At 69.6% G+C, this 26,649-nt stretch carries 24 protein-coding genes; 11 read left to right on the plus strand and 13 right to left on the minus strand.

All coding sequences use genetic code 11. The annotated features are described in order from the left end of the window. Nucleotides 1-217: 217 nt before the first annotated feature. From ACZ7HT_RS07150 to ACZ7HT_RS07170, 5 genes are all read right to left on the minus strand, one after another. Nucleotides 218-2,299: a trehalose-6-phosphate synthase gene (locus ACZ7HT_RS07150; protein ID WP_471160909.1), complete on the minus strand. Its 2,082-nt coding sequence runs from the start codon at nt 2,297-2,299 to the stop codon at nt 218-220. An 81-nt stretch (nt 2,300-2,380) separates the two neighbouring features. Further along, nucleotides 2,381-2,593 (minus strand): hypothetical protein, encoded by a 213-nt coding sequence (locus ACZ7HT_RS07155; protein WP_471160911.1) that lies wholly within the window; start codon nt 2,591-2,593, stop codon nt 2,381-2,383. Between the two features lie 816 nt (nt 2,594-3,409). Further along, complete coding sequence (locus ACZ7HT_RS07160) at nt 3,410-4,150, minus strand: NUDIX hydrolase (RefSeq protein ID WP_471160913.1); 741 nt, start codon at nt 4,148-4,150, stop codon at nt 3,410-3,412. Nucleotides 4,151-4,221: 71 nt separating this feature from the next. After that, nucleotides 4,222-4,515, minus strand: a complete 294-nt coding sequence (locus ACZ7HT_RS07165; RefSeq protein ID WP_471160915.1) for a putative quinol monooxygenase — start codon at nt 4,513-4,515, stop codon at nt 4,222-4,224. A 222-nt stretch (nt 4,516-4,737) separates the two neighbouring features. Beyond that, nucleotides 4,738-5,235: a hypothetical protein gene (locus tag ACZ7HT_RS07170; RefSeq protein ID WP_471160917.1), complete on the minus strand. Its 498-nt coding sequence runs from the start codon at nt 5,233-5,235 to the stop codon at nt 4,738-4,740. Between the two features lie 281 nt (nt 5,236-5,516). On the opposite strand from ACZ7HT_RS07170, the gene ACZ7HT_RS07175 reads away from it, so the two are divergent. The 3 genes from ACZ7HT_RS07175 (at nt 5,517) to ACZ7HT_RS07185 (ending at nt 8,530) form a co-directional block, all read left to right on the plus strand. Next, nucleotides 5,517-6,476 carry a peptidoglycan-binding protein gene (locus ACZ7HT_RS07175; protein ID WP_471160920.1) on the plus strand — a complete coding sequence of 320 codons (960 nt, stop codon included), beginning with the start codon at nt 5,517-5,519 and terminating at the stop codon, nt 6,474-6,476. 492 nt (nt 6,477-6,968) lie between these two features. Beyond that, nucleotides 6,969-8,207: a geranylgeranyl reductase family protein gene (locus ACZ7HT_RS07180; RefSeq protein ID WP_471160922.1), complete on the plus strand. Its 1,239-nt coding sequence runs from the start codon at nt 6,969-6,971 to the stop codon at nt 8,205-8,207. 194 nt (nt 8,208-8,401) lie between these two features. Beyond that, nucleotides 8,402-8,530 (plus strand): hypothetical protein, encoded by a 129-nt coding sequence (locus ACZ7HT_RS07185; RefSeq protein ID WP_471160924.1) that lies wholly within the window; start codon nt 8,402-8,404, stop codon nt 8,528-8,530. A gap of 508 nt (nt 8,531-9,038) precedes the next feature. Here the strand turns inward: ACZ7HT_RS07185 and ACZ7HT_RS07190 are convergent. After that, a complete protein-coding gene (locus tag ACZ7HT_RS07190; protein WP_471160927.1) occupies nt 9,039-9,689 on the minus strand; it encodes a carbonic anhydrase in 651 nt (216 codons plus the stop codon). 355 nt (nt 9,690-10,044) lie between these two features. Continuing rightward, a complete protein-coding gene (locus ACZ7HT_RS07195) occupies nt 10,045-10,290 on the minus strand; it encodes a YybH family protein (RefSeq protein WP_471160930.1) in 246 nt (81 codons plus the stop codon). A gap of 66 nt (nt 10,291-10,356) precedes the next feature. On the opposite strand from ACZ7HT_RS07195, the gene ACZ7HT_RS07200 reads away from it, so the two are divergent. Further along, nucleotides 10,357-10,578 (plus strand): hypothetical protein, encoded by a 222-nt coding sequence (locus ACZ7HT_RS07200; RefSeq protein ID WP_471160933.1) that lies wholly within the window; start codon nt 10,357-10,359, stop codon nt 10,576-10,578. A 125-nt stretch (nt 10,579-10,703) separates the two neighbouring features. Here the strand turns inward: ACZ7HT_RS07200 and ACZ7HT_RS07205 are convergent, their stop codons facing one another. Then, nucleotides 10,704-11,291: a GNAT family N-acetyltransferase gene (locus ACZ7HT_RS07205; protein ID WP_471160936.1), complete on the minus strand. Its 588-nt coding sequence runs from the start codon at nt 11,289-11,291 to the stop codon at nt 10,704-10,706. A gap of 141 nt (nt 11,292-11,432) precedes the next feature. On the opposite strand from ACZ7HT_RS07205, the gene ACZ7HT_RS07210 reads away from it, so the two are divergent. Beyond that, the gene (locus ACZ7HT_RS07210; protein WP_471160939.1) at nt 11,433-12,476 is read left to right on the plus strand and encodes a hypothetical protein; all 1,044 of its coding nucleotides are present in this window, start codon (nt 11,433-11,435) and stop codon (nt 12,474-12,476) included. 268 nt (nt 12,477-12,744) lie between these two features. Here ACZ7HT_RS07210 and ACZ7HT_RS07215 read toward each other — a convergent pair whose 3' ends face one another. Together ACZ7HT_RS07215 and ACZ7HT_RS07220 are read right to left on the minus strand one after the other, a co-directional pair. Further along, nucleotides 12,745-12,939 carry a hypothetical protein gene (locus tag ACZ7HT_RS07215; RefSeq protein WP_471160942.1) on the minus strand — a complete coding sequence of 65 codons (195 nt, stop codon included), beginning with the start codon at nt 12,937-12,939 and terminating at the stop codon, nt 12,745-12,747. A gap of 66 nt (nt 12,940-13,005) precedes the next feature. After that, nucleotides 13,006-13,260, minus strand: coding sequence for a hypothetical protein (locus tag ACZ7HT_RS07220; protein WP_471160944.1), 255 nt, complete (start codon nt 13,258-13,260; stop codon nt 13,006-13,008). Between the two features lie 183 nt (nt 13,261-13,443). On the opposite strand from ACZ7HT_RS07220, the gene ACZ7HT_RS07225 reads away from it, so the two are divergent. Beyond that, entirely contained in the window at nt 13,444-13,584 is a 141-nt protein-coding gene (locus ACZ7HT_RS07225; RefSeq protein ID WP_471160947.1) for a hypothetical protein, read from the plus strand. Between the two features lie 7 nt (nt 13,585-13,591). Here ACZ7HT_RS07225 and ACZ7HT_RS07230 read toward each other — a convergent pair whose 3' ends face one another. After that, nucleotides 13,592-15,178, minus strand: coding sequence for an ISL3 family transposase (locus ACZ7HT_RS07230; RefSeq protein WP_471161128.1), 1,587 nt, complete (start codon nt 15,176-15,178; stop codon nt 13,592-13,594). A gap of 648 nt (nt 15,179-15,826) precedes the next feature. On the opposite strand from ACZ7HT_RS07230, the gene ACZ7HT_RS07235 reads away from it, so the two are divergent. The 4 genes from ACZ7HT_RS07235 to ACZ7HT_RS07250 all read left to right on the plus strand — a co-directional run bounded on the left by ACZ7HT_RS07235 (nt 15,827) and on the right by ACZ7HT_RS07250 (nt 21,451). Then, on the plus strand, nt 15,827-16,330 hold the full coding sequence (locus ACZ7HT_RS07235) for a hypothetical protein (RefSeq protein WP_471160950.1): 504 nt from the start codon (nt 15,827-15,829) through the stop codon (nt 16,328-16,330). Between the two features lie 514 nt (nt 16,331-16,844). Then, nucleotides 16,845-17,198, plus strand: a complete 354-nt coding sequence (locus tag ACZ7HT_RS07240) for a hypothetical protein (RefSeq protein WP_471160953.1) — start codon at nt 16,845-16,847, stop codon at nt 17,196-17,198. A 312-nt stretch (nt 17,199-17,510) separates the two neighbouring features. Beyond that, complete coding sequence (locus ACZ7HT_RS07245; RefSeq protein WP_471160956.1) at nt 17,511-20,519, plus strand: tetratricopeptide repeat protein; 3,009 nt, start codon at nt 17,511-17,513, stop codon at nt 20,517-20,519. A gap of 194 nt (nt 20,520-20,713) precedes the next feature. Further along, nucleotides 20,714-21,451, plus strand: coding sequence for a VOC family protein (locus ACZ7HT_RS07250; RefSeq protein WP_471160959.1), 738 nt, complete (start codon nt 20,714-20,716; stop codon nt 21,449-21,451). Nucleotides 21,452-21,788: 337 nt separating this feature from the next. Here ACZ7HT_RS07250 and ACZ7HT_RS07255 read toward each other — a convergent pair whose 3' ends face one another. Continuing rightward, nucleotides 21,789-22,166: a hypothetical protein gene (locus ACZ7HT_RS07255; protein ID WP_471160961.1), complete on the minus strand. Its 378-nt coding sequence runs from the start codon at nt 22,164-22,166 to the stop codon at nt 21,789-21,791. Between the two features lie 996 nt (nt 22,167-23,162). On the opposite strand from ACZ7HT_RS07255, the gene ACZ7HT_RS07260 reads away from it, so the two are divergent. Next, a complete protein-coding gene (locus ACZ7HT_RS07260; RefSeq protein ID WP_471160964.1) occupies nt 23,163-23,783 on the plus strand; it encodes a hypothetical protein in 621 nt (206 codons plus the stop codon). A gap of 291 nt (nt 23,784-24,074) precedes the next feature. Here the strand turns inward: ACZ7HT_RS07260 and ACZ7HT_RS07265 are convergent, their stop codons facing one another. Continuing rightward, nucleotides 24,075-26,012 (minus strand): hypothetical protein, encoded by a 1,938-nt coding sequence (locus ACZ7HT_RS07265; RefSeq protein ID WP_471160967.1) that lies wholly within the window; start codon nt 26,010-26,012, stop codon nt 24,075-24,077. Nucleotides 26,013-26,649 lie beyond the last annotated feature (637 nt).

Raw genomic sequence — 26,649 nt, forward strand, 5'->3', positions numbered from 1 at the left:
ATATATTTACTAAGAGGGCCCCCACGGGCCCGATCGGCACATCGAAGGCTGCCCCCTCCTCCTCGGACGGCCCCGATGTCCCGACGGTCCGCGCGCCGCGTCATCGCGGGTGCTCTGTGGCGGCTCCGACCAACCCCTGGGTCGGGGCCGCCGCGCAGAGCCACACCGGACGGCCACAGCACGCATCAGAGGCCCGCAGCCGAGGTCCGGCGCGTACTCAGGTCGTCGCAGGGACGGGGACGGGGCCGGTCTGCAAGGGGGCCCAGGCGTGGTGGATGGCGGTGATGCACGCGCGGGCCCACTGATCGGGAGCCGGGATGTCGAGCAGGTCGTGCAGTCGGTTGATGTGTGCGGTGCGTTCGTGCGCGGGCATGGTCAGCGCGGCGTGCAGGCTGGCGACGAGGTCTTGCGCGCTGAGGGGGTCGGTGAGCAGGGCCGCGGAGCCGATGTGCTGAGCCACTCCCACGTACCGGGACAGCACGAGTGTTCCGGGGCGATGGGTGGCGTGGTGTGTGGTGACGTACTCCTGGGCGGTGAGGTTCATGCCGTCGGCGAGTGAGGTCACCCAGAACACGTCGGCGGCCAGGTAGTGGTCGATGACCTGGGGGAACTCGAGGTTGTGGGGGATGTATTCGACGGGCTCCCAGGCCGGTGTGGCCCAGCGGCGGTTGATGCGGTCGATCGCTCTTTCGAGCTCCTGACGGGTGGTGTCGTAGGCCTCGATGCCGGGTTCCGGAGGCGGGCAGATCAGACGGTAGGACACCTTCCCCCGGAGCTCGGGTCTTCGTGTCAGGAGCTCATGGAGTGCGTGGATCTTGTGGACGGGCGCTTTGGCATAGTCGAGCCGCTCCACGGACAGGACGAGCTGACCGTCGCCACCGTCGTCCTGCCGCCGATGCCGGAGGCGGGCCTCGGCCATGCGGGCGACGGCACGTCGGTCGATGCCGAGGGGATGCACGCCCAGGCGGGGGACACGCCTGGAGGCAGAGGCGAGCAGCCGGCGGAAGTTGTCGGCGCTGTCCACGGTGTGGAAGCCCGCCCAGTCCAGGTAGGCGAGTGACGTGATCAGTTGCTCGGCCGCTGGAATCCGACGGAACACCTCGGGCCTGGGGAACGGCGTGTGATGGAACAGCCCGATCGCCAGGTCGGGCCGCTGCGCTTTGAGAACCGCCGCGACGAGCCACAGGTTGTAGTCGTGCAGCCAGACTGTGCCCCCCTGCGCCGCGAGGGAGCCGATGTGATGGGCGAAGTCGACGTTCACCCGTTCGTAGTCAGGCCAGTGACGGGGCAGATCACGGATGAGATCGGGCTGGGACATCAGCGCGGGCCAGAGCGTCTCCTTGCATACGCGGTGAAAGTAACCGGCCCATCGCTCGGGGCTCAGCGGCAGGAGGGACAGCGGAACCCCGGCAGCCGTCGCGGCGGCGGTCGGCGTCCTCTCACCGGTGTGGGCCGCTGCCCACACGGCGTTCAGACGCTCATCAGCGAGCGCGCTCCGCAAGGTCGGCAGGATGCCGTTCGGACTGCACGGCGAACGCCAGCCGCCGTCGACCCAGCGCACGGGGGGACGGTGATAGCCGACCGTCACCGACCGGCTCTCCAGCCAGCCCAGACGCTCCATCCCCTCCAGAACAGCGGCAGCGCCCTCCCACACGGAGTGATGCACGTCCTCCCTCGCGGGAGCGGCAGCGGCCAGGGCCGTTTCGGCGTTCGCCACGACGACGGCGTGTGTGCCACGCGAGAGCATCGAGAGGTCATTGAGCGAGTCCCCCACCGCCAGCACGGCCTGCCGCGGCCAGCCCATGCCGCGCCTGAGAAGCTCCAGTGCGTTCCCCTTGCTCGCAGCGGCCGGCAGCACGTCGAAGAACTGGCCGGACGAGTAGGACCAGGAGCACCCCAAGGCCTTGACCGCGTACCTCAGCGCGCCGGTGAGATCCGCCGGATCCAGACGGAACGAGCACCGGCCTTCCTGCGGCACACCGTGCTGATACACAAGCCGCGGGAAGGCCTTCAGCTGAGACCGGACGAGTTCCGCGCCTGGCCAGCCCTCCCGTAGCTGCTCCTCCAACGCGCGGACATGCAGCATCCGCGGGGCGTCGACGACGCTCGCACCGACGTCCGCGATGATCCAGCGCGGCATCGGGACGAGGGGATCATCGCGCAGAAGGGCCTGCACGGAAGCAAGACCGCGCCCTGTGGCGAAGACGAGAGTGATCTGCGGATGCCGGGCCAGGGCGTCGCGCAGGCGCCGCCGCTCCTGTGGTTCGCCGCCCAGGAGGGTGCCGTCCAGATCGGTCACCAGCACCCTTGCCGCTGAAACTGCTCGCCGCTCCATCGGAGTCTCCCTTCACCGTCGTCGTCTGCTTCCGCCTGCGGCACTTCACCAAGCGGGATCGTGGGTGACAGGGTTGATGGGCAGGACCTCGTCACCTGCTTCCTGCGACGAGGCCGACGCCCGCTGGAACTCCCGGATCGCCTCTCCGAGCAGTGACTCGCGACAGTCGTCGCTTTCCAGGAGCCGGACGATCAGGCTGTCGGGCGCATTGCGTACAGCTTCCACGAGACGATCAGGGGCAGGCTCATGCGGTGCCATCTGGACCTCCAGTGCTACGGAAGAGGAGCGGCAAGCCGGCGGGCGCAAGGCCCGCTGAACAACGCGGACAGAGCACGGGCCGGCATCACCAGGCTCATGTGCCGTCCTGCGGCTCGGATCGCTGCAGCGCGCGACGAACCAGACGGCGCGCCGAAACCACTGCCCGGCACATCGACAGGCGGGCGTCTCGCAGTCCATCACCAGGCTGTCTCGCCTGGATGCGGGCCCCGGAGGGGCGCCGTTGCGTGAAAGCCTCGCCGGAATCGCTCGCTACAAGCCCGTCGGACCCACGGCTTCAGGACTGCTCCTGAACTGCGCCTACACCGGTCATGATCGCTCTCACCGCCCTGGCGCGCGTGATTCTGACCGCCATTGGAGTGATGGATCGCGCTGACGGCAGATGCATGCCGGGGATCTGCCCGGGCAGACACAGCTCCCTCGGCCGGGCAGACGGCGCCCAGGGATTCCAGGCCGACGGCCACCGGGATCTCTCCGGCAGCCACCCCGCCTCACCCGCGGCATGGGGGTGCGGCATGCCTTGATGCGCCCCAGTTGCTGCTCTGGGGCGCGGAGGAGGGCTTCCCTTCTTAGGGTCGCCGTCGGCATCGTTGGCCTTGGACATGGCGGGACTCGTGGGCACTTACCACCGCACCTGCCATGGCTGTTCCCGGTGCTCCGCCGGGCTGGTCCATCGCTCCCCGCGCGCAGAGGTTCGCGGTCTCCAACGTGACGGAAGCGCGGACGCCCTTCTTCGCCGGCTCGGCGATGGCCACGTACCGCCGATGGGGCCCCTTGCCCAGCGCGGTGTTGCACGGGTCAGCCGGTGAAGTACCGGTCGAACACCTGGGGCAGGTAGTCCGCCGTCAAACCAAGGCGACGTGCTGCGGCCTGTGAGGATACGAAGGCGATCTCGTCGAGCTCCGGCCCTGAACCGGACCTGGCTTGCACCACGGACAGATCCGCATGCAGGAGGCGTACGTGCGCCCCGGACGCAGGGGGGCAGAGAAAGTGGAAGCCGAGACTGCCGAACCGGGTGCCCCGGGTGAGGGCCCACAGCCGCAACTCCTCGACGGCGACACGTACACCGGTCTCCTCGACCAGCTCGCGGGCGGCGTGTCGGCGCAGATCTGCCATGGTCAGGGGGCGGCCGGCCGGGGGCGGTTCGACCGCACCGCCCGGAAGGCCCCACCGGCCGGGCGCCGCCGTGGTGGCAGACCCACGCCCGACCACGAGACCGTCTTCGGTGGGCAGGAGAGCGGTGACGAACACAGACCCGGGGACCTGCTCAGGCGGCCGTAGCCGACGCAGGGCTCGGTAGCGGTACGTCATGGGCGCCCAGCGGACGACCAGGCTTCCGTCTCCGGACTGGTCGACGCCGAGGGCGGCCACCAGCGGTCCGTCGAACGTGGCGGGGTTGAGGGCCGTCGTCTCCTCCCACAGCCGGTCCACCTCACGTCTCTCCCAGGGGGACAGGACAGGCGTCGGCCGCTCGCCGAACACCAGCCCGCGGGCGTCGAGGAACTCGACCGGAGAACTTCCAGGTATCGCTCGGAGCACGTGGGCCCTCCCCCTCGCATCTGCCTCCCGCGCCTTGCGGGGAGGGCCTCAGGCGGCAGCCGGGGCGCCGGTCACTCCGCAGCGGTGAACACGTGCTCGGCCGGCGGGCCGACGAGCAGTCCCGGACCCGCCGCCAGTGCCTCGGTCAGATGCGGGCTCGACAGGTGCGCATCGAACGCGGCGCGGTCCTCCCACTCCTCGAACACGATCCACGCACTCGGGTCCTCGGGGTGAACGTACGCCTGGTAGCTGATGTTGCCCGGCTCGGCCCGCGACGGCGCGACCAAGGACAGGGCCTGCTCACGGACCTTGCCCTCGGCGCCAGGGGCGGCCTTGAGCAGGGCGATCGCGGTGACCTTGGGCATGACGAGCTCCGTTCGACGCGTAGTTGGCGGGACGCGCGAGTCTATGGCTGCGCGCCGAACGCCACAACGCGCCACCGCTCGTACCCGCGTTGCCGGCTCAGCCGCCACCCGGCACGCCCGAACGCCGCCGTCTCATCGCATCTCCCTTACTCGCACCGGAGGGGCGTCCTACGACCGGGACTGGGACCGGACCGGACCGGTCCCAGTCCCGGCGGCGGCCGGTCAGACCTTGCCGTTGTAGTACGTGACGTCCCAGTGGTGCTTCTCGCGGGCGTACACGTTGCCGTTCGGGGACTTGTAGAGCAGGGCCCCGTCGCCGCGCGTGCCGGCCTTCTTGTAGTGCTTCTTGATGTACGTGTCGAGACAGGACGTCTGTACCGACATGTCGACCTTGTAGCCGCTGCGGTGGGTGTACGTGCCCCGGGTGCTGTGACCGACCTCGGTGCCACCGGTGATGACCACCGTGCAGCGGCTCGCCTTCTTGAAGGCGATGGCCCCGGCGACGGTGGCCCGGTTGATGTTCGTGAAGGACGTACAGCCCTTCCGGTTCCAGTCCGAGCAGTTCTTGCTAGACGTCCACGAGACACCTGCCGCGCGGAACTGCTGGGAGGCGGCCGCGTGGGTGTACTTGGCGGGGGCCGCGTCGGCGGATGGCGCGACCGCGAGGAGCGGGGCGGCGACCGCGGCGGCGAGGAGGGTGGGGCCGGTCCACTTGCGCATGACTGTGTGTCCTTTCGTCAGCACACCACCTCACCCGTTCGGGTGAGGTGCGGAGATGAAGCGGAGATGAAGTCGTCCCCCGCACCGATACGGCGGCACGCGGACGTTCCGCGGTGGGGGCGGTCGGGACGCCGGGAGCGGCGACGCCCTCCCGGCCCGCACACCGTGCCGCGCCGAGGCCCCGCGCCGCTAGCCTCGGCACCCGCCAGCGCTCATGCGTCCATGCACGCATGGATGCACCCGGCTGGCCTGCGACGATGCACATGCATAGGGGATGCGACATGGACCGCACACGGGCCGGCGCCGAGGAACCCGCCCTGACTGATCCGGCCGCGGCGCTCACCGCCGTACTCCGGGCGTGGTGGGAGGGGTGCGCCGGGGTGCGTCCCACACAGAAGGCCCTGGCCCGTCGGGCCGGGGTCGATCAGGCGACCATGTCCCGCTATCTGAACCCGGGACGGCCGATGGCCGCCCCGCCGTCGGTTGTCGAGGCCCTGCACGAGGCCCTCGAAGCACCGGACGGCGAGCTGGGCGAGGCGCTGCTGCTCGCCCGCGCGGCCCAGGAAGCGCGACGCGTGCCACGCGCGCGCGTGCCGCAGGCGCCAGACGAGGCGGTGCGCTCCGGCGCCCCGGGCACGGTGGCGGTCGCGAATCCGGCTGCCGTCGCCGTACCGGTAGCCGTCCCGGTGTCGTTACGCCGGATTCTGTGGCTCCTGCTCACCTGCGGGGCCTTCGCGGCGGGGCTCTGGCTGCGGCCGGTGATCGCCCCTCCCGGCACCGGTACCTCCACTGGCGGGGCCGACATGGCGGCCTCGCGCGACGAGTGGCCGGTCGTCCGCCTCGGCGATGTGCTGTGGGAGGCGCGTACGGTGCAGTACCTGCTCAAGGCGAAGGGCCACGCATTAGAAGTGACCGGCACCGTCGACCACACCACCGTCAACGCGATCACCGACTTTCAGAAGTCCCTCGGCCTCGTCCGGGACGGCCGCGTCGGCCCCCAGACCTGGCCGAGGCTGGTCGTCCCGCTCGGCGGAGGTGACGACGGTCCGGCGGTCGAGGCACTTCAGTCGCTCCTCACCGGTGCCGGCCATCCGACCGTGGTGAGCGGCACCTTCACCTCAGAGACGGAGGACGTGCTGCGCATCTACCAGGCCGAACGGGGACTCCCCGTCACCGGCAGGGCGACCCACCGCGACTGGCTGTCCCTGGTGAGCCACCAGGGCCCGCGCTTGCACGGCTGAGACAACCGAGCCCGGGGAGCGCCTCCGCGTGGCGACCCTGGTCGGCGTAGGCGACGGCGGTGCGGTGGTCGGCCATGGCGAGCCGCGCGGCGGGCCGGTCCTGCGTGGCGTACAGCCGCAGCAGGTCGTGGGTCTGTCAACGGCCGGGCATGGGAGGCGGGGGTGAGCAATCCGGCCTCTGCCAGATCGTCGAGCACCGGGGCGGCATGCCGCCCGTCGCGGCCCGGCCGCGGCGGGCTCCGTCCCGGTGTGCCGGGCTGGTACGAGCGGGAGGAGGCGGAAGAGCCGCGTCTACAGGGGCGTCAGATGCCGGTAGGCGCTGGCGAAGGCCTGCCGGACGTCGTTGTCCCCGGCCTTGAGCAGGGACAGCCGAGTGTGCTCGTCCCGCGGTGAGGCGGTCGACCCCGGCGAGCCTCGAGAGGCGCGAGCGGCTGGTGACCAGTGGTCAGCGACGGCAGCTACCCCTCACACCGCCACCGCCGGTGAAGCCCCATGAACGAAGCCGTTCTCGCACGCGCGGCCGCCTCAGCCGTGCCGCACGGACTGCCGGTGCCCGCCGGCGGGCATAGTAGGGGAGTGATCACCAAAAGTGACGGGATCGACGGTGGCCGTGACGGCGGCCGTGGGGGATCTGAAGGCGCCGATGACGAGGAGGCGCAGGCGATCGTGGTGGGGGCGGGACCGGCGGGTTCTGCTGCCGCGGTACACCTGGCGCGAGCCGGTGTGGACGTGCTGCTCCTGGAGAAGAGCGGTTTCCCCCGGGAGAAGGTGTGCGGTGACGGGCTGACCCCGCGCGCCGTCCACCAGTTGGTGCGGCTGGGCGTCGACATCGACGCGCCGGGCTGGATGCGCAACAAGGGAATGCGCTGGGTCTGCGCCGGACACCAGGTGGAGCTGGACTGGCCGCGTCTGGGCGCCCTTCCCGACTTCGGGCTCACCCGTAGCCGCCATGACTTCGACGACCTTCTCGCCGCCCGCGCGAGCGCCACCGGAGCGCGCCTCCGGACCCACGTGAAGGTGACGGGCACCCTGACCGACCGGGCGGGGCACGTCAGCGGCGTGACCGCCTCCCGCGGGCCGGATGCGGAGCCGGTCCGCTACCTGGCCCCGTTGGTGGTCGCGGCCGACGGCGCCTCAGCGCGTACGGCTCTCGGCCTCGGGTTCGAACGGGACGCGAAGCGACCCGTCGCGGCGGCCGCCCGCCGGTACTACCGCAGCGAGGCCCGCACCCACGACCCCTACCTGGAACTGTGGGCCGACCTGCGCTGTCCCCGCACCGGACTCGACCTGCCCGGGTACGGATGGGTGTTCCCCATGGGGGACGGGCGTGTCAACGTGGGCCTCGGCGCCCTGCCGCAGCAGCGGCGGCGCCGGCCCGTGGACCTGCGTGCGGCGCTGGAACACTGGCTGCCCCGCCTGCCCGAGGAATGGGGCCTGCACGAAGAGAACGCCGAGTCGCCCTTGCGTAGCGCGCCGCTGCCTATGGGGCTGAACCGGCGACCGCAGTACAGGCGGGGCCTGCTGCTCGTGGGTGACAGTGCCGGCATGGTCAGCCCGTGGAGCGGTGAGGGCATCGCCCAGGCGATGGAGGCCGCCGAGGTGGCGGCGGAGACCATCGCCCTGGGGGGGGGGGGGGGGGGGGGGGGGGGGGGGGGGGGGGGGGGGGGGGAGGGAGCCGGCGCCTGCGTGGGCACTCAAGTAGGGGATGATCGCATCCCCGGGCGGTTGTGATCTCCCCCCTCCCTCCCCCTCCCCCCCCCCCCCTCCCCCTCCCCCCCCCCCCCCCCCCGCGCCGGGAGCACGCGCTGCACCAGTACCCCGTCGAGATCCAGCGCCGGTGGGCGCGCTACTACCGGCTGGGGAACCTCGCGGGAGATCTCGTCTTCTCCCGGTTCGGCTACCGGCCGGTCCTCCACCCCCGGGTGATGGCGTCGCCGCATCTCCTGCGGGTCCTGGCCCGCCTGCTGACCCATGTCAGCGACGAGCCCGCGCAGGACACCGTCGACGCCGTCCTCCACGCACTCCTGCGCCTCGTCCCGGTGCCTCAGCGATAGCCCAGGCCCGGTGGCCGGCACTTGTCGCGCCGGGCATCCGGCACCGCCACCCAGTACGGAAGCCGTCTCATCGATCCTCGTCGACCCCGGACGTCCTGACCCGGCGTCGCCTTGCCGAGGCCAGGCACGACGTCACGTCCGCACTGGCAGCGAAGGGACTCCCACGAGCCCGGGCGGCCTCCGAAGCGGCCCGCAACGTCTCCATCGCCCTGGGCGTCGTGATCTCCTGGCTCTACGACCCCGACCACGTCGACCTTCGAGCACTCCTCGACGGCGCCCTCGCCCACCTCCCGACCTTCGCCCGCTCCCAATAGACCCCTTCGGCCGGACAGGCCACGCGACCTGACCACCCGTCGCAGGCGCGGGCGCCGAGCTCGTAACAGGCCGCGTTCTAGCCGCCCAGGCGGACGATGCGCTTCGAGAAGTAACTGCGCGACAAATGAGGACGCCAGTCAGCGAGGCTTGCCCGTGTCCGCAGCGGCAGGACACCCACGTTCATGCACGTTGATCAGATGCCGTCTTCGACGCTGTCCGTTCGGGCGACGTCTGCGAGAGGCTCATACTGGCCGCTGGCCTGGTCGAAAGTCATGACCTGCCCGGTCTCGATCTCGTACACCCAGGCGTGGAGTTTGAGTTGCCCCCGTGCCAGCGCCGCCAGTGCGCTCGGGTGGGTGCGCAGGTGCTCGATCTGGACGAGGACGTTCTCCTCGACGCACGCTTCCAGCCGCTCGGTCTCGGAAGCCGTGGCGTAGTGGTCGTCGATGAGCCGCCGTGTCGCCTCCGCGTGGACGAGCCACTGACGTGTCGCGGGCAGTCGTTCCAGTGATGCCGGGTCGAGCACCGCAGACATGGCGCCGCACTGGGTGTGCCCGCAGACGATGATGTCCTTGACCTTCAGGGATTCCACGGCGTACTCGATGGCCGCCGCCTCGGCCCCGGGCATGGGGCCGTAGGCCGGTACCAGGTTGCCCGCGTTGCGCAGCATGAAGAGATCGCCGGGGCCGGTCTGCGTCACCAGTGAGGGCACCACCCGGCTGTCGGAGCAGGTGATGAAAAGGGCCGATGGATTCTGGCCGGTCACCAGACTCTCGAACAGCTCTCGCTGCTGCCCGAAGACGCCGCTCTGGAAGATGTGGATCCCCTCGATGAGTCTCTTCACGCGCTTCCCCTCAGATGTCGGCCGTGGCGGTCCGGCACGGCTGCCGGGTCACGGGGTCGGTGCGCACGACGGTTCACTGTTTCGGAGCGCCAGGTCAGGCGCCTGCCGATCAGCTGCTGGTGTGTGGTGCAAATCGACCACACCACTCCTACATGATCACCCGCTCGATGCGGGTGAAGGCGCATCGAACAGCGACGGCACACCCCGTCATCGGTGTCGGCCCGCTCTGCCGCCTGCCGCCTCGATCCGCCGAACCTGCAGTGCGAGGTTCTGCTCAATATCCGATAGGGCCAGAGGCACCGCGCGGTTGAACCTCTCTGAAACCAATCAAGCTGACACGGGCCAAGTCTGCTGCTCATTCGCCCAGGTGGGGCCTATCCGCAGTACCGAACGGGTTGTCGATCACGTACCGCCACAGGCCGTCCGAGCCGTGCCGAGCGACATCCGTGGCTGTGCCTTCGATGCGGACGTGTTCTCCGTCCGGTCCCTCGCCGTCGATGACCCCATCGACGATGAGCAGCGCGATGTCGTCGGCGACGTAGGTGTGCCGAGGGCGGACGCTTATCGGCAATCCCAACGACTGGAACTCGGCGTTGCTCATTGATCACGACCCGATACGCGCCCTGACGCCGCGTCATTCGCCGGCGCCCTCGTCGTCCTCGTCGAGGTGGACGGTCGCCGGGTCACGCAGTGGCCGCAGGCCCTCACCCGGCGGGCGGTCGGCGAAGCCGTATCGGCCCAGCGACCCGCTGGTCCTGATGCGGGCCACCCGACCGACGGCGAGGGAACCGAGGCGGTCGAGGGCCTCCTCCGCGCCGAGACGGCCGAGGGCGGCATCACGCGCCTGCGCTGGTACTCCTTCTACCAGCTGGCAGAGTGGGACCGTTGAGGGTGAGGCGGCGGGTCATGACGGTAATGAGTGCCCACGACGCGAACGAGCACGCACCCTCTGCGAGACAGGCACCGTTGGCCGGCAGGTCACTTCACACCACAGCCCGGCCGACTCGCACAGCATCAGATGTCGCCGCGCACCACGGCATGAAGGTGCTGATCATGCCATCCGTCTTCGTGCAGCAGGGCGCCGCGCATCGTGCCTTCGAGGGAGAAGCCGGCCTTCGCCGCTACTCGACACGACGCCGAATTGGCTACGGCGTGGCACAGCCGGAGACGGTGCAGACCAAGTTCGTCGAACGCCCACGCGGTCACAGCCTTCGTGGCTTCGACCATGGTGCCGCGACCGCGTTCTGTGGACAGAATCCAGTACAGGATCTCGGCGCTGCCGCCATCGAGGTCGATGTCACCCCAACCGATCAAGCCCACGGCCTGACCGCCGTCAGGTCGGGCGATGGCCCATATCGCGCTCTGCTCGTTCTGCCAACGCTCGTGCATGCGCTCGATCCGCTTGCGTGCTTCCGTCTCCGACTTCACAGCGAGTCGGTTCCACTGGCGAATGGGCGGTTCCTGGGCGGCGGCCACCAAAACGTCGGCGTCGTTGACGTGCCAGGGACGCAGCTCAAGACCGTTGGGGAGAGCCAGCACGGGCTGTTCCATTTGGGCCAGGTGGCCTGCGGGAACGACGGGCGGGACCGGTGAGGTGATCATCGCGACATCGTGCCACAGCCCGACGTCGAACCCGCGGTGTCCACTACCTGACCGTGGACCCGGCGAACCCATGCGGTCACAGCACTTGGGCGTGTGCCGAAGACCCTGGGCAGGCCGGGCGGCGCGTGCCAGCATGACGCCGTGACGCAGATCAGCAAGGGGGAGGGCCTGCCGGCCCCCGGACAGTCAGGGCAGGCCGGACCGGTCCCGCTGGAGATCCCGCACGGAGCCGTCGGCAAGTCGTCGCGCCCGGGGCCGGACACGGGTTCGGGGCCGAGTCCGGGTTCGGGGCCGGACGCCGGTGCGGGACCTGGTTCGGGTTCGGGCACGAATACGGGTACGCACCGCGGTTCGGGCACGGGTACGGGCTCCGCCTCGGAGGGCGCGTCGGCCTGGTCCGGGTCCGGCGCGCGGGGGGAGGACCGCGCGCGGCCCCCGCGCCGGATCGACCTCGCGGACGGCGGACGGTGGGCGGGGCTGATCGCCCCCTCGCCCGCCCCGTCCGCCGGGAGGACCCTGTCCGCCGGGACGGCCGCGGCCGCCGGGATCCTTGGTGGGGAGTTCGAGGACATCGTGTACGTCGGCAGGGGCGACGCCAAGTTCGCCATGGAGGAGACACCTCCGCCCGGTTACGTCCTGGTCGACGTCGCGCGTACGGGCTCGGGCATCTTCTGGATGGACTCCCTCGACTGGAACGGTAAAGAGGCCGTCCACCTCGGCAGAAGCTTCCCGCCCCACCGGTTCGACCGGAGGGTGATGTGGTGCGACAACCTGTACCCCCTGCGCTTCCGCGTCCAGTGCGACAGCCGGGACGAGTGGGTGGTCGTGATCCGGCCCCTCAGCGCGGTGCGCGCGCTCGGCGAGGGGGCCACCGGGCGAGGCTCCGACGTCCTGCTCCACACCGGGCCCGCGGGCGAGCTGTTCTCCCGAATGCGCGCGGCGGAGGAGGGTGGGTGGCTGCGCATCGAGGGCCACAAGCCGCGTCGCCCCGGCGCCCCCGCCCCGTACCCGGACGCACTGGCGAGCGAGACGGGCCGGCGCCCGAAGGACGCACGGGTGCTCCCCGAGGGGCCCCTGGTCCTGGCGGTCGTCAACGGGGACGGCGACTGGTCGCTCGAAGTCCGGCCGGCCCGCCTTACGGAGGAGAAGAAGCCCGGCCTCTGGAACCGTCTGATCGGGCGCTAGCGACCTCGTGCGCGATAAGGGATAGGTACGTCGGACCGGTTGAGCTGAAGACAGCTGTCTGGCCTGGTGACAGCGTGCGCCGGTGCGCCGGATCGGCTCGGCCGCTGGCTTCGGCGGCTGGATCGTGGAGCAATCGGTGGCGGAGCTGGCCAAACCCTTCACGTTCGTAGTCGGCAAGGACAGTGTGCTTCGGCTGGCTCGCTGCGACGAAGCGAGTCCATGGCCTGTGCCGTCGGAGACACGGTCGTAGAACCTTGAGGGCCGAAGGTCACAGCCCATCGTTCATGGCCGCGACGAGGACAGTCGCCCCGTACCAGACGGCGAACTTGTCGTATCGCGTAGCAACGACGCGCTGTCTCTTGAGGCGGTTGATCCCGCACTCGACCGCACGGCGCTCGCGGTAGTCGACCGGGGCGAAACGCGGTGGGCAGATGCCCTCCTCCACGACCACCTGTCGGCGCACCCGTGGACGGGCTCAGCCATGTACGGGTGAACGTGCCCACCTCGTACTCGGACCCGCCCATGCCAGCTACACCACGTTGAAACCGCGCGATGCGTCGTAGATGTCAGCCTCGATGACGATCACGAAGAAGGTGGTGACGACGTAGTGGACCATGACGTGGTCTTCCCACGCGCTTCGCGTCACCGTGTCGCTCATGTAAGCAAGGTGGCTGTCGGCGCCTTCGGGATCAGCTGTGATCCTCTTGACGAGACGCAGGAACTTCCCCCGGTCCTCGGCCGGCATGTAGTCGCGGAATCGGGCAACCTGCTCAGTGAATTGCACGCGTCTCTTCATCGGGGCCGGATTCTATGGACACAGCGAAGCCCCCTGCAGGGAATATCAGCGAGCGCGTACTCGCCCGGGGGTAGTCCAGGTGGTGGTCTTCCCCTCCTGGAAGCCGAGACGAGGCCAGATTGCCGCGTCCAGGTGGTGCGGTGGTCGCCGTACGTGTGACTCCATGCGGCCATGGCCGAGCTTCCCGATGTCGGTGTCGACATCGCGGCAGACGAGCATGCCATCCTCCCCAGCGCCGTCGGCGAACTCAACTTGAGCACGTTCGTCTGTACCCGGTTGAGCACTTCCCTGGCTCTGGCAAGAATTTCGTAGCCGGAGATCATCTCGATGACGCGGTCGCCCGCTCCGTATAGCGGCGGCGGAGGTGGGCGATCAGAACGACGCGGTGTCGAAGGAGAGGGACGCCGGCGCGGCCGGCCATCAGGCGTTTCTGCAGCTTGACGTCGATGATGCGGCCTTCGTTGACGCCGGAGTTGTAGGGGGTGGTGATCCCCTGGGCGACGGCGTGCTGGTCTTCGCGAAGGGCTCCGGCGAGGCCGACGAGAGGGGCCAAGCCGCTGCGTGCCAGGTCGTTCAGCCAGCCCGGGAGGGGTGTCGCGTCGCGCTTGTCGAGCATGGCGGCGAACCGGCGAACCAGGTCGTGGGTGACCTTGAGTTCAGGGCAGTGCTCCAGGAGCCGGGGCAGTCGGTCGTTGATGTGGAGGTGGCGCCGGTGCGGGTGGGTGGTGATCCAGCGGGCCGTTTCACGTGGTGAGGGCGGCCGCTCGCGTGGTTCGTCGAGGGGCAGGCCCCGCCGGAGAGGTGCGACGGCCATCTTCACGCGCTGGTAGTGGCCGAGGTAGCCCTTGGTCTGGAGTTCCTCGTGCAGGATCTTCGCGCTGTGTTGCCCCTCGTCCCAGCGTTGTTGCAGGTAGTCGAGGTAGGGGTCCAGGGCGGAAGGCTTGCGGGGTGGGCGGCGCATCACCTCCTGCCAGGTGCGGGCCCGGGCGTATTTGCTGACCGTGCGGCGGTTCAGGCCGAGCTCGCGGGCCACGGAGCTGTGGCTCTGGCCGGTGCGGGTCAGGGCCTGAACGGCCTCGAACAGTCTGCGGGCGTGTCGTGCGGCCCGGCTGCCCTCCGCCGTATTCTCGGCAGCCTCCCCGGCCGGTGCGGGATCGCTCTCGCCGGCCGGAGGAAGGGCGGCAGGCAGGCAGCCGCGGTGGGCGGAGGCGATGTCCTGGACACGGCGGGAAAGCCCCTGCCACAGGTGGAAGCGGTCGCTGACCTGTACCGCAGCGGGTGCCCCGCCCGCGATGCCCTGCCGGTAGGTGAGGGAGCCGTCGCCGCAGGCGACCTCGACACCGGGGTGCTTACGGAGCCACCGGCTGAGCTGTTCGGCGTCGTGCCCTTCCCAGAGGGTGAGCGGAAGCCGGGTCGTGGCGTCGACCAGGAGGGTGCCGTAGGTGTCGCCGTAGAGCGCGAAATCGTTCACCCCCAGCACCCGGGGCGTCACCAGCGGCGGGAGAGGTACCCGCATCAGCTGGGACAGGACCGTGCACCGCGAGAGCCGGATGTTCAAGATCCGCAGCATCCGGGCGCCGCCCCTGCCTGCCAGCACCACGCCGACGTCCTCCACCAGGCGCTGCAACTGCGGCGTCCGACGCTGGTAGCGCACGGTCAGCCCCGCTACCTGCTCGGCAAAGGTCACCTTCGGGCACGTCGCGTTCTCGCAGTACAGACGGCGTACGGACAAGTCGATACGTACAGGCCGACCCCCGAGACAGACGTCGGCGAGGCGCCGTACGTAGCGGCTGTGGCACCACCCGCTGAGCCTGCCGCAACCCGTACACCCTGCGGGAACACCGGACCTCGTACGGGCGTGAACTGCCACACCGGCCTCAGAGACATCAACCGACACGACCAGCACATCAGCCAACTGCGGTAGCAAGCTCGCCAGTTCAACAGAGCACAACGACAGGCAGCCCGCTATGCGAACCGGTCGACCGTGTCACCGAGACGATCTCCGACTACGAAATTCTTGCCAGAGCCACTTCTCCCCGTACGCCGACAGCGCCTGTCGTGGGAGCCGGCGGACTGGGCCTTGCGCTCAGAGCGCCCGCTCCCCGGTACCGCGCAGCACTTTCCCAGCATCCTGCACAGCGACGAACCTCATAGCCCGCGGTGCGGAATCGTCCTGGCCCAGGGCATTACCCGCGAACACAGCGACCGGTTGGCCCGAGCCCGGCACCTGGCCCACGCCGTGACCAGCGGACCCGAGTCATCGCTCCCCAGCCGCGGTCGGTAGTGGGAATCACGACGAACTGTTCCCCGCGGCTCGGCGGCGAGGACCCGCAGGCCTGTGGGCCCCGTCCGGCGTGCGTGCCGGAATCCGGCCAATGATTGACGTGAGCATGACATTTCATGATCCCCGTGGCACGCTCCTTGCGCGTCGCGATCCCGGATGGAACCGCATGCCGCCGGACGTGCCGCCGTACGAGATCTCTCCGCACTTCTCCCGCGAGGCTTCCCGGCCTCGCCCCCCATACGCCACCAGGACGTGGCAAGGAGGAGCGACATGAGGCACATCTCCCGTTACACCGGCATCGCGGCCCTGACTCTCGCGACGGTCGTCGCGAGCACGGTCGCCGCCACCGCGATCGGCCCGACTGCCGAACTCAAGGCTGACGGCGTCATCGTGGTCGCGGGCAGCACCTGTACGTGGACCGGTGCGAACACCAGCGCCGCCGCGCCCAGTGCTCTGTCCATCGACCGGGCCACCATCAACCGCCCCGGCGGCAACCTCGCCTGCGATGGCGGGATCACCGCCACCCTCAACAACAACCCCGCCTTCACTTTCGACGATGCCACGGCCACCGCGCGCACCGACGTCATCGACATCACCGGCCAGCAGTCGTTCATCAGCTGCCGCTACCGAGCGACGTCCCTGGTCTGGGACCGTGACGGCTCGACCCGCAGGTACGTCAACCGTGCCTTCACCGCCACCCGCACCTCGGGCAGCTTCCTCTGCCCGGGCTCCGTCACCACCGCGGCCGGCGGCGCCTCCGTCACCTTCCGCTGACCCGAAGGCCGCACAAGAGGTACCCCACCGCCTTTCCTGCGCCACCCCCGTGAGAACCGCCTTCCCGGCGCCCACCCCCGTGAGGGGCGCCGGGAGGCCACCCTCACCCGGCAAGGTCTCCGGGAGGGCTACCGGATGGCGCCACTCGGCACCAGGTGGCCGGCAACGGCTGCCACCTCTACATTCACACCCTCCAACCCGACATCCGCGTCCGCATCGTCATCCGCCTCCGCCTCTGGGACACCCCACCCCCGCCGCCCACCGACGCCGAAGGCCACACACCCGTCACCCTCGACTCGGAAACCGGCATTCCCGTCGTCAACCAGCTCACTCAACAACAAGGCCGTCACCAGACAACGGGGCATGACAAGCCACAAGGACCACCCGGCCCCTACCCATACGACCAGACGGCCATCTGGTTCACTGCCGCCGGGACGAGCTTGGAACCAGCCGTGCCCCCACAGCGTTCCCCAGGAGAACGAGAACGCTGACGATCTGCTCTCAGGGGGGTGGCATGTCGCAGACATGGAAGATCACGATCATCGTGCTGGGGGTGGCCGGAGTCGTCTCCACACCGCTGATCTGGCTGTTGGACGGCCCTGACGCGGGACAGATGGTGGGGGCCTCCGTCCAGGCGGCCGTGGCCGTCGCGGCCCTGGTCTGGGCCCTGTTCCAGCGTCCGGGCGACCGCACCGACGACGCGGCGGTGAGGACCGGACAAGCCCATGCCACCGGCGGTGGTACGGCGACTACCGGCGTCAAGCGCGCGCAGGGCCGGGGAAGCGGCTCGGCGCGGGCCGAGAGAACCGGCGAGGCCACCGCCGACGGCGACGGCAGCAGGGCCACCAGCGGGATCGAGTACACCTGAGCTGCTCGATCAGACGGATCAGCCCGAGAGCACAGTCGGATCGACGGGAGGAACGATCGTCTCGTGGCCGCAGAACACAAGCGCCCGCAAGGTTCCGCTGACTCTGCCAACTCCGCCGACTCCGCCGACTCACAGGTGTCGGTGACTGACACAGGCGACGCCTCGGCGACTTCGGGGGGTACAGCGATCACCGGCTACCAGGGCCCGGCTCCGGGGAGCGGTGATGCTGCCGCGGCTCCCGCCGACGTGTCCCACACGGGGGATGCGACCGCGTCGGGCGGAGGGATCGCGATCACAGGCTCCGTCGGCTGTGTGACCGTTGTGCAGCAGCGGGGGCCCAGCGAGCCCGCCCCATGGCGCCACCCGGTCGGTGTGATCCCGTCCCGGGCACAGTTCTTCCAGCACCGTGCCGAGGCGGACCGGCTCCGGGCGGTGCTCGACGAAAGCAGCACCGCGGTGCTGACAGGGATGGGCGGGGTGGGCAAGACCCAGTTGGCCGCCGACCATGCCCGCAGCGCCTGGCGAGACGGCGGCCTCGACGTGCTGGTCTGGGTCACTGCATCGTCCCGCTCGTCCGTCGTGTCCTCGTACGCGAGAGCCGGCGTCAAGCTGTGCGGAGCCGAACCCGACGATCCCGACCAGGCGGCCCGAGCCTTCCTGGCCTGGCTCGAACCCCAGGCCGATCAGGAGTCGCGCCGGTGGCTCGTCGTCCTCGACGACATGGCCGACCCCGGCGATCTGACCGCGAACCCGGAAGACCCCGACAACAAGTACAGCCTGTGGCCGCCCGCCAGCCCGCACGGCCGCACCCTGGTCACCACCCGTCGCCGCGACGCCACCCTCACGGGCGACAACCGCCGCCCCGTCGAGGTCGGCCTGTTCAGCCCGGCCGAAGCCGTCGCCTACCTCGACACGTCGCTGTCCCTGCACGGCCGTCATGAGGCCGCCGACCGGCTTGCCGCACTGGCCGCGGACCTAGGCCACTTGGCCCTCGCCCTGGCGCAGGCCGCCACCTACATCGCCGACGCCGCAATCCCCGTCGACTGCACCCCCTGCCCCCACGAAGAGGGGGAGTGCCCCAGCTACCGCACCCTGCTCGCCGATCGCGCCACCGCGCTCGCCGACCTCGCCCCCGACGCACTCCCCGACGAACAGGGCGTCCTCGCCGCGGCCTGGTCCCTGTCCATCGAGCGCGCCGACCGGCTGCGCCCCGTCGGCCTGGCCCGCCCCCTGCTCCACCTCGCTGCCCTGCTCGACGCCAACGGCATCCCCCAGACCGTACTGACCAGCGCACCCGTCCGTACCTACCTTGCCGCACACCGCACCGCGAACGACCGGCGCTCGGCAGGGGAACCGGCCCCCGTCTCCTCCCGGGACGCGGCCCAGGCCATGCGCGCCCTGCACAGGCTCAGCCTCATCGACCACACCCCGAGCACCCCGCACCAGGCCCTCCGCGTCCACCAGCTCATCCAGCGCGCGACCCGCGACACCCTCACCCCCGAACAGCGGGACGCGTGCGCCCGTACGGCTGCCGACGCGCTCATCGCCGCCTGGCCGGAGATCGACCGCGACACCGAGTTCGCCAGCGTCCTGCGGACGAATGCCGGAGCTCTTCTCCGGCACGAGGAGAGGGCGCTGCTCCAGCCGGCGGTCCATCCTGTCCTCGGCAGAGTCGGCACGAGCCTGGGTGAGACGGGCCAGGCAGGCGCGGCCGCTGCCCATTTCCAGTACGTGGTCGACGCATGCACCCGCCACCATGGCCCGGACCACCCCAGCACCCTTGAGGCCCGTTTCGAAGGAGCACGCTGGCTGGGGGAGACGGGGGACACCTTCGGTGCGATAGAGGCGTACAAGCGACTGCTGGAAGACCGCCAGCGCATCCTGGGCACTCACCATCCGGACACGCTTCTCACCTACCAGAACCTGGCCTACGCAATCGGAGAGGCGGGCGACGCCCCAGGCGCGGTGGTCATGTACGAGCAGATCCTTCCGTTCGTGCTGCACCTGCGGGGCGCTGACGCTCCCGAAACCTTCATCACGCGCCAAGAACTCGCCCTTTGGCGCGGGGAGGCGGGAGACGCGACACGCGCTCTACGGGAATGCGAACTGATCCTGCAAGACCAACTACGGGTGTTGGGCCCCGACGCCCCACGTACGCTCGCCACTCGATTCGATCTCGCGCGTTGGCTGGGGCAGACCGGGAATGTCGTGGGCGCGGTTGACGAGTATGAGCGGCTGGTCGCCGATCGTGTACGCGTGCTGGGCCCCCATCACGTCGACACCCTCGCCACCCGCAGTCAGCTCGCCCGCTGCCGGCGGGACGCGGAAGACCGCGAGGGCGCGATGGCCGAGTACGAGCGGCTGCTCCCCGAGATGCTGGAGGTGTTGGGCACCGGACACCCCATCACGCTCAATGCCCGTCGAGGCTTCGCCGAGACGCTGGGGCGTCTGGGTGATGCGGCCGCTGCGGTCCGCGAGTTCGAGCAGCTGGTCGCGGACTATTCGTACGTGCTGGGCCTCCACCACGTCGACACCCTGGCCATCCGCGGACGGCTCATTCTCTGGCGGGGGGAGGCGGAAGACTGGGCCGGGGCTCTGGATGCCGGAGAACAACTGCTGGAAGACCAAGTGCGACAGCTGGGCTCCCATCATGAGGATGCCCTGGCCACTCGCTTCTTCCTCGCTCATGCGCAGATGATGACCGGGGACCTGGCCGGGTGCTTGGCGGCCTTGGAAGGTCTCTGCGTCGACATGGGGAGGGATCTCGGTCCCCACCATCCCTACACCCTGAACGCCTTGCAGTGCTTTGCCGTGTTCCTGAAGATGTCGGCGAACGAAGGCGGTGTGAGCACCGACTTCGCCGAGATGCTGACCGCTCGGGAGCAGGCGTCGGGCCCTGAGTATCGTCAGATTCTCCTGGCCTGGAGCGCGTTGGCTGTGCGGCTGGCGGAGACGGGTGACCCGGCTGCTGCCGCTGTCATCGGCGCCGAACTGCCCGCACGTCTGGCGGGAGCGATGGGGCCCGACGACCCGGAGACCCTCAACAGCCGCCACAATCTCGCCACCTTCCTTGGGCGGGCGGGATATCCCGCAAGCGCAGCCAGGATTCTCGCCGAGCTGCTGGTCGACCGGTTCCGGGCGCTGGGCCCGGAGCACCCGGACACTTACCTCACCGAGTCCGAACTGACCGGATGGCTTGAATTAGCCGAGGACCCGGCAGCCGCCGCGACCACCTGTGCCGAACTGCTGGAACGGGTACGAGCCGTCGTGGGGCCCGATCATCCCCGGGTTCTCGAGCTCGCACGGCGGTGCCGCCCGTAGGGGTGATCGTCGGGCCGGCGCCGCGAGGGGCCCGGCGGTGGCGGGCGACAACGGCCCGTCCGGCGCCGGCGATGTCGAGACGACTCTCGCCGAGCCGGTGCAGGACCTTGGCAAGCACGACCACAGTCAGCACCTGGTCGAGCTCACGTCTGTTCGCGGCAGCCTGGGCTGGCGGAGCCCATAGGATCTGCGGCATGGCAACAAGACTCGTGCAGATCAACATGAAGGCCCAGGACGACTCCGCCCTCGGCCGGTTCTGGGCGGAGGCACTCGGGTGGGGTGTCGACAGCGAGGGACCCGGCGTGACCAACCTCGAACCCGTGGGTTTCACCTACCCCGACCCCGTGGCCGTCTGCATCGACATCGTCGCCCGCCCGGAACCCAAAACGGTGAAGAACCGGGTGCACCTTGATCTGGCCACCACCTCGACCGCCCATCAGGAGGAGCTGGTCGCACGTCTGAAGGATCTCGGCGCGACGCTCGCCGACGTGGGTCAGGGCGATGTCCCCTGGACGGTCATGGCCGACCCGGAGGGCAACGAGTTCTGCGTCCTGGAGCCCCGCGCGATCTACCAGGACACAGGGCCGATCGCCGCGGTGGTGGTGGACTGCACCGACCCACGAGAGATGGCCCGGTTCTGGGGCGAAGCAATGGACTGGACGCTGCACGAGGTCACCGACGACCACGCGACCATGCGCTCCGCCAAGGGCGTCGGCCCCTACCTCGAGTTCCTCCGCACCCCCGACACCAAGAGCGTGTGGAACCGCGTCCACCTCGACGTCCGTCCCTACCCCGGTGACGACCTGGAAGCAGAAGAAGCCCGACTGCGCGCGCTGGGTGCCACCGACCCCGGTATCGACCAGTCCGCAATCTCCTGGACGGTTCTGGCCGACCCGGAAGGCAACGAGTTCTGCCTCCTCGCGCCTCGCTGACGTTGAGCAGCGACTCCGGCTGGTTCCGGGCGGCGGCGAAGACGGCGTGGCGTCAGCACATGCCGCCCCATAGATGGACGACGCCAACCGCCCGCCGCCACCACCTGACCCGCGCTTGATGAGGCACACCATCAATGTCCGATCGAACGCGGTAGATCGTTCATGGGACAGCCTTTGGGTGAACGTCGAAGGGGAGCCAGGTCTTGGGAGCCGCACAGCGGGGAGTGTCTATCGCCGACTGCTGCCACGGTGTCGTCGCCAAGGGCGGTTCAACGTCTTCATTGCGCCGCCTACTCGATAAGGATCGTTGCTCCGTCGTTGCCATGTCTTGCAGACGTCAAGCCTCTCTGCTCTTCCAGTCACAGACCGAGGCCAGGAAGGTCGGCGCGACCATGTAAGGGTTGTTCTGGCCGCCGATCACCTCGACGAGGACGGCCTCGCCGACGTCCTTGAGCACTCGAATCTCATTGCCGACGCGAACCGTCAGGCCGCTGCCGTCGTTGCCGTCGGCGTTGACGACGAAGACCTGGTCGGACATGGACTCAAACTTGTTTCCGAACGCTCTCCGCAGCTTCTTGTACGCAGCAGTTGTGCCGGCTTCGGCACCGCGCAAGGTCAGGTAGCTGAGCACGCCAACGCCGACAAGCAGTACCTTCGGGCCGCCGACCTGCTTCGCGGTGGTAGTCATCCACTGGTAGCCGCCGAGATTCCCCACCCTGGTCCCCTCACGGTTGATGATTCGGCGAAAATACCATCACGGTGATCACCCGGTTTCTGTGTTCCTGCTCTGCATGAACACAGAAAGCCGGTTTGGTGCGGCGGACTTCTGCTATGGCGAGAGCCACCATTACGCTGATGATGGACCTGGGCCTGCCCGACTCGTCACCCCCGAACAGACCGCAACCGATACCGTGCCCGCCGACGGCGGGAACGTGACGCTGACCCTGAACAAACAGGAACCGCAACTGACGTTGCCCTCAGCGACCGGTTCAACGGGGAACGCTTCGAGAAGGCCCTGCAGGTGGTACTGAACTCCGTCGTGTTCCGCTCAAGCGGCCAGGCCTCATTACCTGGGGCACCGGAACAGAGATGTTCAGCAGCTTCACAGACCCCGTCTTGGTCACGCTGGCCGTCCTCGCCTTGCGCGGCCGCATCAATCGCCGACCTCTACGAACGTCCGCACCCGGAGCGATCGATGGCGCGGGTCCAGCGGGCGGTGGCCGCGGCGACGTCGGTGTCGGCGGCGGTTGCGCACCGGAAGCGCACCGGGCCTTCATCGCACGGCGTTGTCTACCCTTGCTATGCCAGGCTCCCGGACCCGGCAAGCCCGCAAGCCCGCCACCCGGCTCCGCTTCTCCGACTGCGTCGCCTTCACTGCCCGGCCACCCCGTCGACGCCATGGCCCGGCCCGACGCTGAGTGGCCGGCCGCTCATGCTGCGGTCATCGCCTGGGAAGGCGGCCCGCGAGGGCGAGCCCCGTCACCGTCCTGTCGCTGGTCCCCACCTGTACGCGACTACGGGGGTCGTCCCCTCGACCCGACGGCGTAACCGGGCGCTGGAGTCCAGGCGCCCCGGGCAGGCGCGCGACGCGACGCGCACATCAAGTTTGCCAGAGGAATATGCCAACCCGCTGCGCGGAGACGCCTCGATGCATCACCGTGGATTCTGCGGCCGTTCGGGACGCCGTGTGCCGACGAGGAGGCGAGCCAGGATGACCTGGAAGCGTGACGGGTTCGAGTCGCACGAGGGCAAGGTCGGGGTGCTGCTGGCCGACGGCGGCGAGCCGGGTCCGGTCTACTTCGACCTGGGCAGCGGCTCCCACTTCCACGAGTCGACGGACTGGTGGGCGTACGACGGTTCGTTCCGCAGGCCGACGGCGACTTCGACGCGGGGCAGGTGCGCATGCGGGTGGCGCGGCGAGCGCACCTTCCCGATCGAATGGCAGAAGGTCGACCGCGACCACCTCGATGCCTATGACACCTCAGGGCCCGAGGGCGATTGGGAGGACCACATGGACGAGGTCGCCGCGCACGCGGTGCCGCTGCCCGGGGACCTGGCCGGCCTCCTGCAGCAGTTGCACGAGCGCCTGGACGAGCTCGTCGACGACAATCCGCTCACCGTACTGAAAGCCGTCGGTGAGCTGGAAGCAACCGTCGCATTCTTGGGAGGTGTTGAGCAGGGTCAGGACGCTGCGGCAGAAGATGTCGGTCAGCGGGATCTTCCCGACGTACAGGTGACGGGACAGGAACTCCGGCGTCACCTCCTTGACCCGGTCGGTGAACGTCTCGACCAGGTGGGTCAGCGCGTCGGCTGCCGTGGCCGCGGTGAGTGACGGCGGGCAGGAGAGGGTGAGCTCCGGGTCGATGACGGCGGCGTACGTCCACCGCCCTCGGCGACGCCTTCTGGTTGGAGCCGATCGCCGCAGTGCCTGGCACCCCCCGCGTTTGCCGGAGCCGGCCGCACCGTCGAACGAGCCACCGCCTACCCGACCGACCGCGATGCCCTCACCACATTCCTCCTTGCCCATGCCGGCATCCGCATGGTCCTTGAGGTGCGGTGTAGTGCCCTGGTGGTATGTGGTCGGTTGTACGGGGCGAACCCCAGGGTTGCCCCGCCGGCCCGGTCAGCCGACTGTGGTCCCTTCTGGAGTGTGCAGGTGGGTTGTCAGGATGCTCGGGATCGGACCGATTGCTTCGGGTACGACTTCGGCGAGGGCCGGGAGCGCGTAGTGCCAGGCAGGAGTGGCCATGACGCGGTGGAGCATGCTGCTCGCTGCCTCGTGGTCGGGGAGTGTGGCGGAGGTGGTCTTCAGGGCCAGGTTCTGGATGGCGCGGGTGAAGGGGTCCGTGCCGGTGGGGTAGGGGACTGGGCTGGGGCGGCAGGGTACCCGGGCGAGGTACGTGGCGACGGCGGTCAGCACGGACGCCCGATGGTGTCGGGCGACGGGCAGCGCGGCGACTCGCTCGACGCCGGCGAGGTCGCCGACTGCCGCGTGGAGTACGGCCAGTGCCGCGGTCGGGAAGTGTTCGGGTCCCCGATTGACGAGGTCCTGGGTCAGCCAGGCGATCTGTCGGCCGGGGTCCTCGCCGGCGCCGATGCGCAGGACGGCCTGCACGAGGACGTCTTCCGGCTGCCGGGACTGCGGACCGCGATGAGACTCCTGCGCCCGTGCCTTCTCCGTCACCGAGGCGAAGAGCACCTGCTGTTCCGGTGCGAGGCGGGCAGCCAGCGGGAGGAGTTCGGCGACGGAGCTCAGCAGCCCCTGGCTTCGGATCGCGTGCTGGGCGGCGTCCAAGCGCTTCAGCAGAGGCAGGACCAGGTCGCCGGCGGCGGCGGGGGCGAGCGGGGCGAGTTCCGTGGCGACAGCGATGCGCACGGCCCGGTCGGCCTTCCGCCACGCCGCGCGCTGCCCCGCGCTGGCCGGCCGCTCGTGTCGGGCTACGAGGTCCAGGGCGGACTCCACCTCGTTCGCGCACGCCAACGCCTGCGCGGCGTAGGCCCAGCTACCGCTTGACGCGTTGGAGCACGCGGCTGCACGAGCCGCTTCCTGTGCGTGACGGCGTGCTGCGGCCGATTGACGGGAGTCTCCGTAGGCGAGGGCCATGGCGGCGTGGACGCGCGCCCGGTCGGCAGGGTGGCGCACCAGGTCGAGCAGCCGCATGGCATCCGCCGCCGCATCGGTACGGATGAGCGCGCCCACGAGATCCGGTAGCCACACCGGACCGCGGCCCGTGCCGGCTGCGGACATGGGCAGGAGGGCCAATGCCTGCTGCAGGCGCTGCTCCGCCTCGTCGATGCTTCCTTGGTCGGCGAGCGAGAAGGCTTCCTCCCCGACGCGGCCCGCCTCGGCGAAGGGCAGGCCCTCGTCTTCGTTCCCCTCTTCGAGCTCGTGCTCCTCGGGCAGGACGCCGTGGCCGAGTTCCAGCATGCGACCGGCCACATCCTGCGTCGTCCCGGTATCGGCCAGTGCCTGCGAGAGGACGGCGAGCGTACGCCGGAAGCCGAACTCGGCATGGAAGGCGTCTGCTGCGGACAGCCCCCTGGCGTCACCTTCCAGAACGTCGTCGAGCCATCGGCACGCCACGGCCATGAGGCGCCCGGCCTCTGCAGGCCGGGTGCGGGCCACGAGCGAGGCGGCAGCCGCGACGACGGAAACGTGCTCCAACGTGGGCGCCTTCTCCCACACCTCCGTCGCGTGTGCCAGGACCCGGTCGTGGAGGCGGTCGACGCGGTCCTGATCTGCCGTGGCCACCGTCTGCCAGAGCTCGACGGCGGCTGCGGCGGACCCTTCGGCCGGGTCTTCCGCGGCGAGCAGCTCGGCCTCTTCCTCCAGGTCGTCCAACAGCGCTCGCGCATCGTCCGGATGGTCCGGTGCCAGCAGGCGGGCAGCCTGCGTCCAGGCCTCGTTGCGGGCCGCACCCGTGCCACGGGCGGAACGCAGCAGGGCGAGCCCGTCCCGGCGGTCCTCATCCCGGCCCGGGCGCACTCTTCCGCCCGGGCGGCCCGATCCGGTGCTTTCAGGTTCCTGCGCCAAGGCCATCTCCAGCAGGAGCAGGGCCACCTGCCCTGCTCCGGCCTCCGCCTCGTCGGCGGTCCAGCCTGGGCCGGCTGCCTGCGACACCTCAGTTCGATGTCACAAGATTTCTCATTGGTATGACACAGAGTGATCCAGGTCGTGCCGGATGCAGCGAGACGTCACTTGCGATGATGCGTGACATGGTGCGAGAAAGGACGGGACATCTTGGTGAGATGTCCTAAGGGATCCATTGGTTGACCTGCGGATACCCATCAGTCCCACTGGTCTTGACTGGAGACTTCACGTGCGTGTGAACGACCAGGAGGGCTCCCCGGAATGACCCCACGTGCGTGGGGACGGCTGGGCGTCGGCGTGGAGGAACTTGGTGAATTCGGAACGACCCCCACGTGCGTGGTGGGGACGAGGGCAGCCTAAGGGCTTGCAGGGAAGCAACACGTTGATTCCCTGCAAGCCCTTAGGCGAGAACTGTGACGTGATGCAGGACTGACCCCTATGTGTCTGGGGAGCGCATAGCTCATCAAGACCCTTGAATACTAGAAAGAGACCCCACTCATGTAGGGGACGACGTCCGGTGGCCGCGTAGCGGTGTTCTGAGGCCGGAACGACCCCCACGCGCGTGTGGGGAAGACGCCGCCGCGTGAAATCTGCGTACGGTCATGAC

It is taken from the genome of Streptomyces sp. NPDC037410, from assembly GCF_055602235.1.

Bases quoted from the DNA above. Each gene is read 5' to 3' on its own strand.
- ACZ7HT_RS07225 (WP_471160947.1), top strand. From the start codon at position 13,444: ATGGCCGAGCTTCCCGATGTCGGTGTCGACATCGCGGCAGACGAGCAT.
- ACZ7HT_RS07250 (WP_471160959.1), top strand. From the start codon at position 20,714: ATGGCAACAAGACTCGTGCAGATCAACATGAAGGCCCAGGACGACTCC.
- ACZ7HT_RS07235 (WP_471160950.1), top strand. From the start codon at position 15,827: ATGAGGCACATCTCCCGTTACACCGGCATCGCGGCCCTGACTCTCGCG.
- ACZ7HT_RS07205 (WP_471160936.1), bottom strand. From the start codon at position 11,291: ATGATCACCTCACCGGTCCCGCCCGTCGTTCCCGCAGGCCACCTGGCC.
- ACZ7HT_RS07165 (WP_471160915.1), bottom strand. From the start codon at position 4,515: ATGCCCAAGGTCACCGCGATCGCCCTGCTCAAGGCCGCCCCTGGCGCC.
- ACZ7HT_RS07180 (WP_471160922.1), top strand. From the start codon at position 6,969: ATGAACGAAGCCGTTCTCGCACGCGCGGCCGCCTCAGCCGTGCCGCAC.
- ACZ7HT_RS07175 (WP_471160920.1), top strand. From the start codon at position 5,517: ATGGACCGCACACGGGCCGGCGCCGAGGAACCCGCCCTGACTGATCCG.
- ACZ7HT_RS07185 (WP_471160924.1), top strand. From the start codon at position 8,402: ATGGCGTCGCCGCATCTCCTGCGGGTCCTGGCCCGCCTGCTGACCCAT.
- ACZ7HT_RS07240 (WP_471160953.1), top strand. From the start codon at position 16,845: ATGTCGCAGACATGGAAGATCACGATCATCGTGCTGGGGGTGGCCGGA.
- ACZ7HT_RS07155 (WP_471160911.1), bottom strand. From the start codon at position 2,593: ATGGCACCGCATGAGCCTGCCCCTGATCGTCTCGTGGAAGCTGTACGC.
- ACZ7HT_RS07170 (WP_471160917.1), bottom strand. From the start codon at position 5,235: ATGCGCAAGTGGACCGGCCCCACCCTCCTCGCCGCCGCGGTCGCCGCC.
- ACZ7HT_RS07195 (WP_471160930.1), bottom strand. From the start codon at position 10,290: ATGAGCAACGCCGAGTTCCAGTCGTTGGGATTGCCGATAAGCGTCCGC.
- ACZ7HT_RS07260 (WP_471160964.1), top strand. From the start codon at position 23,163: ATGACCTGGAAGCGTGACGGGTTCGAGTCGCACGAGGGCAAGGTCGGG.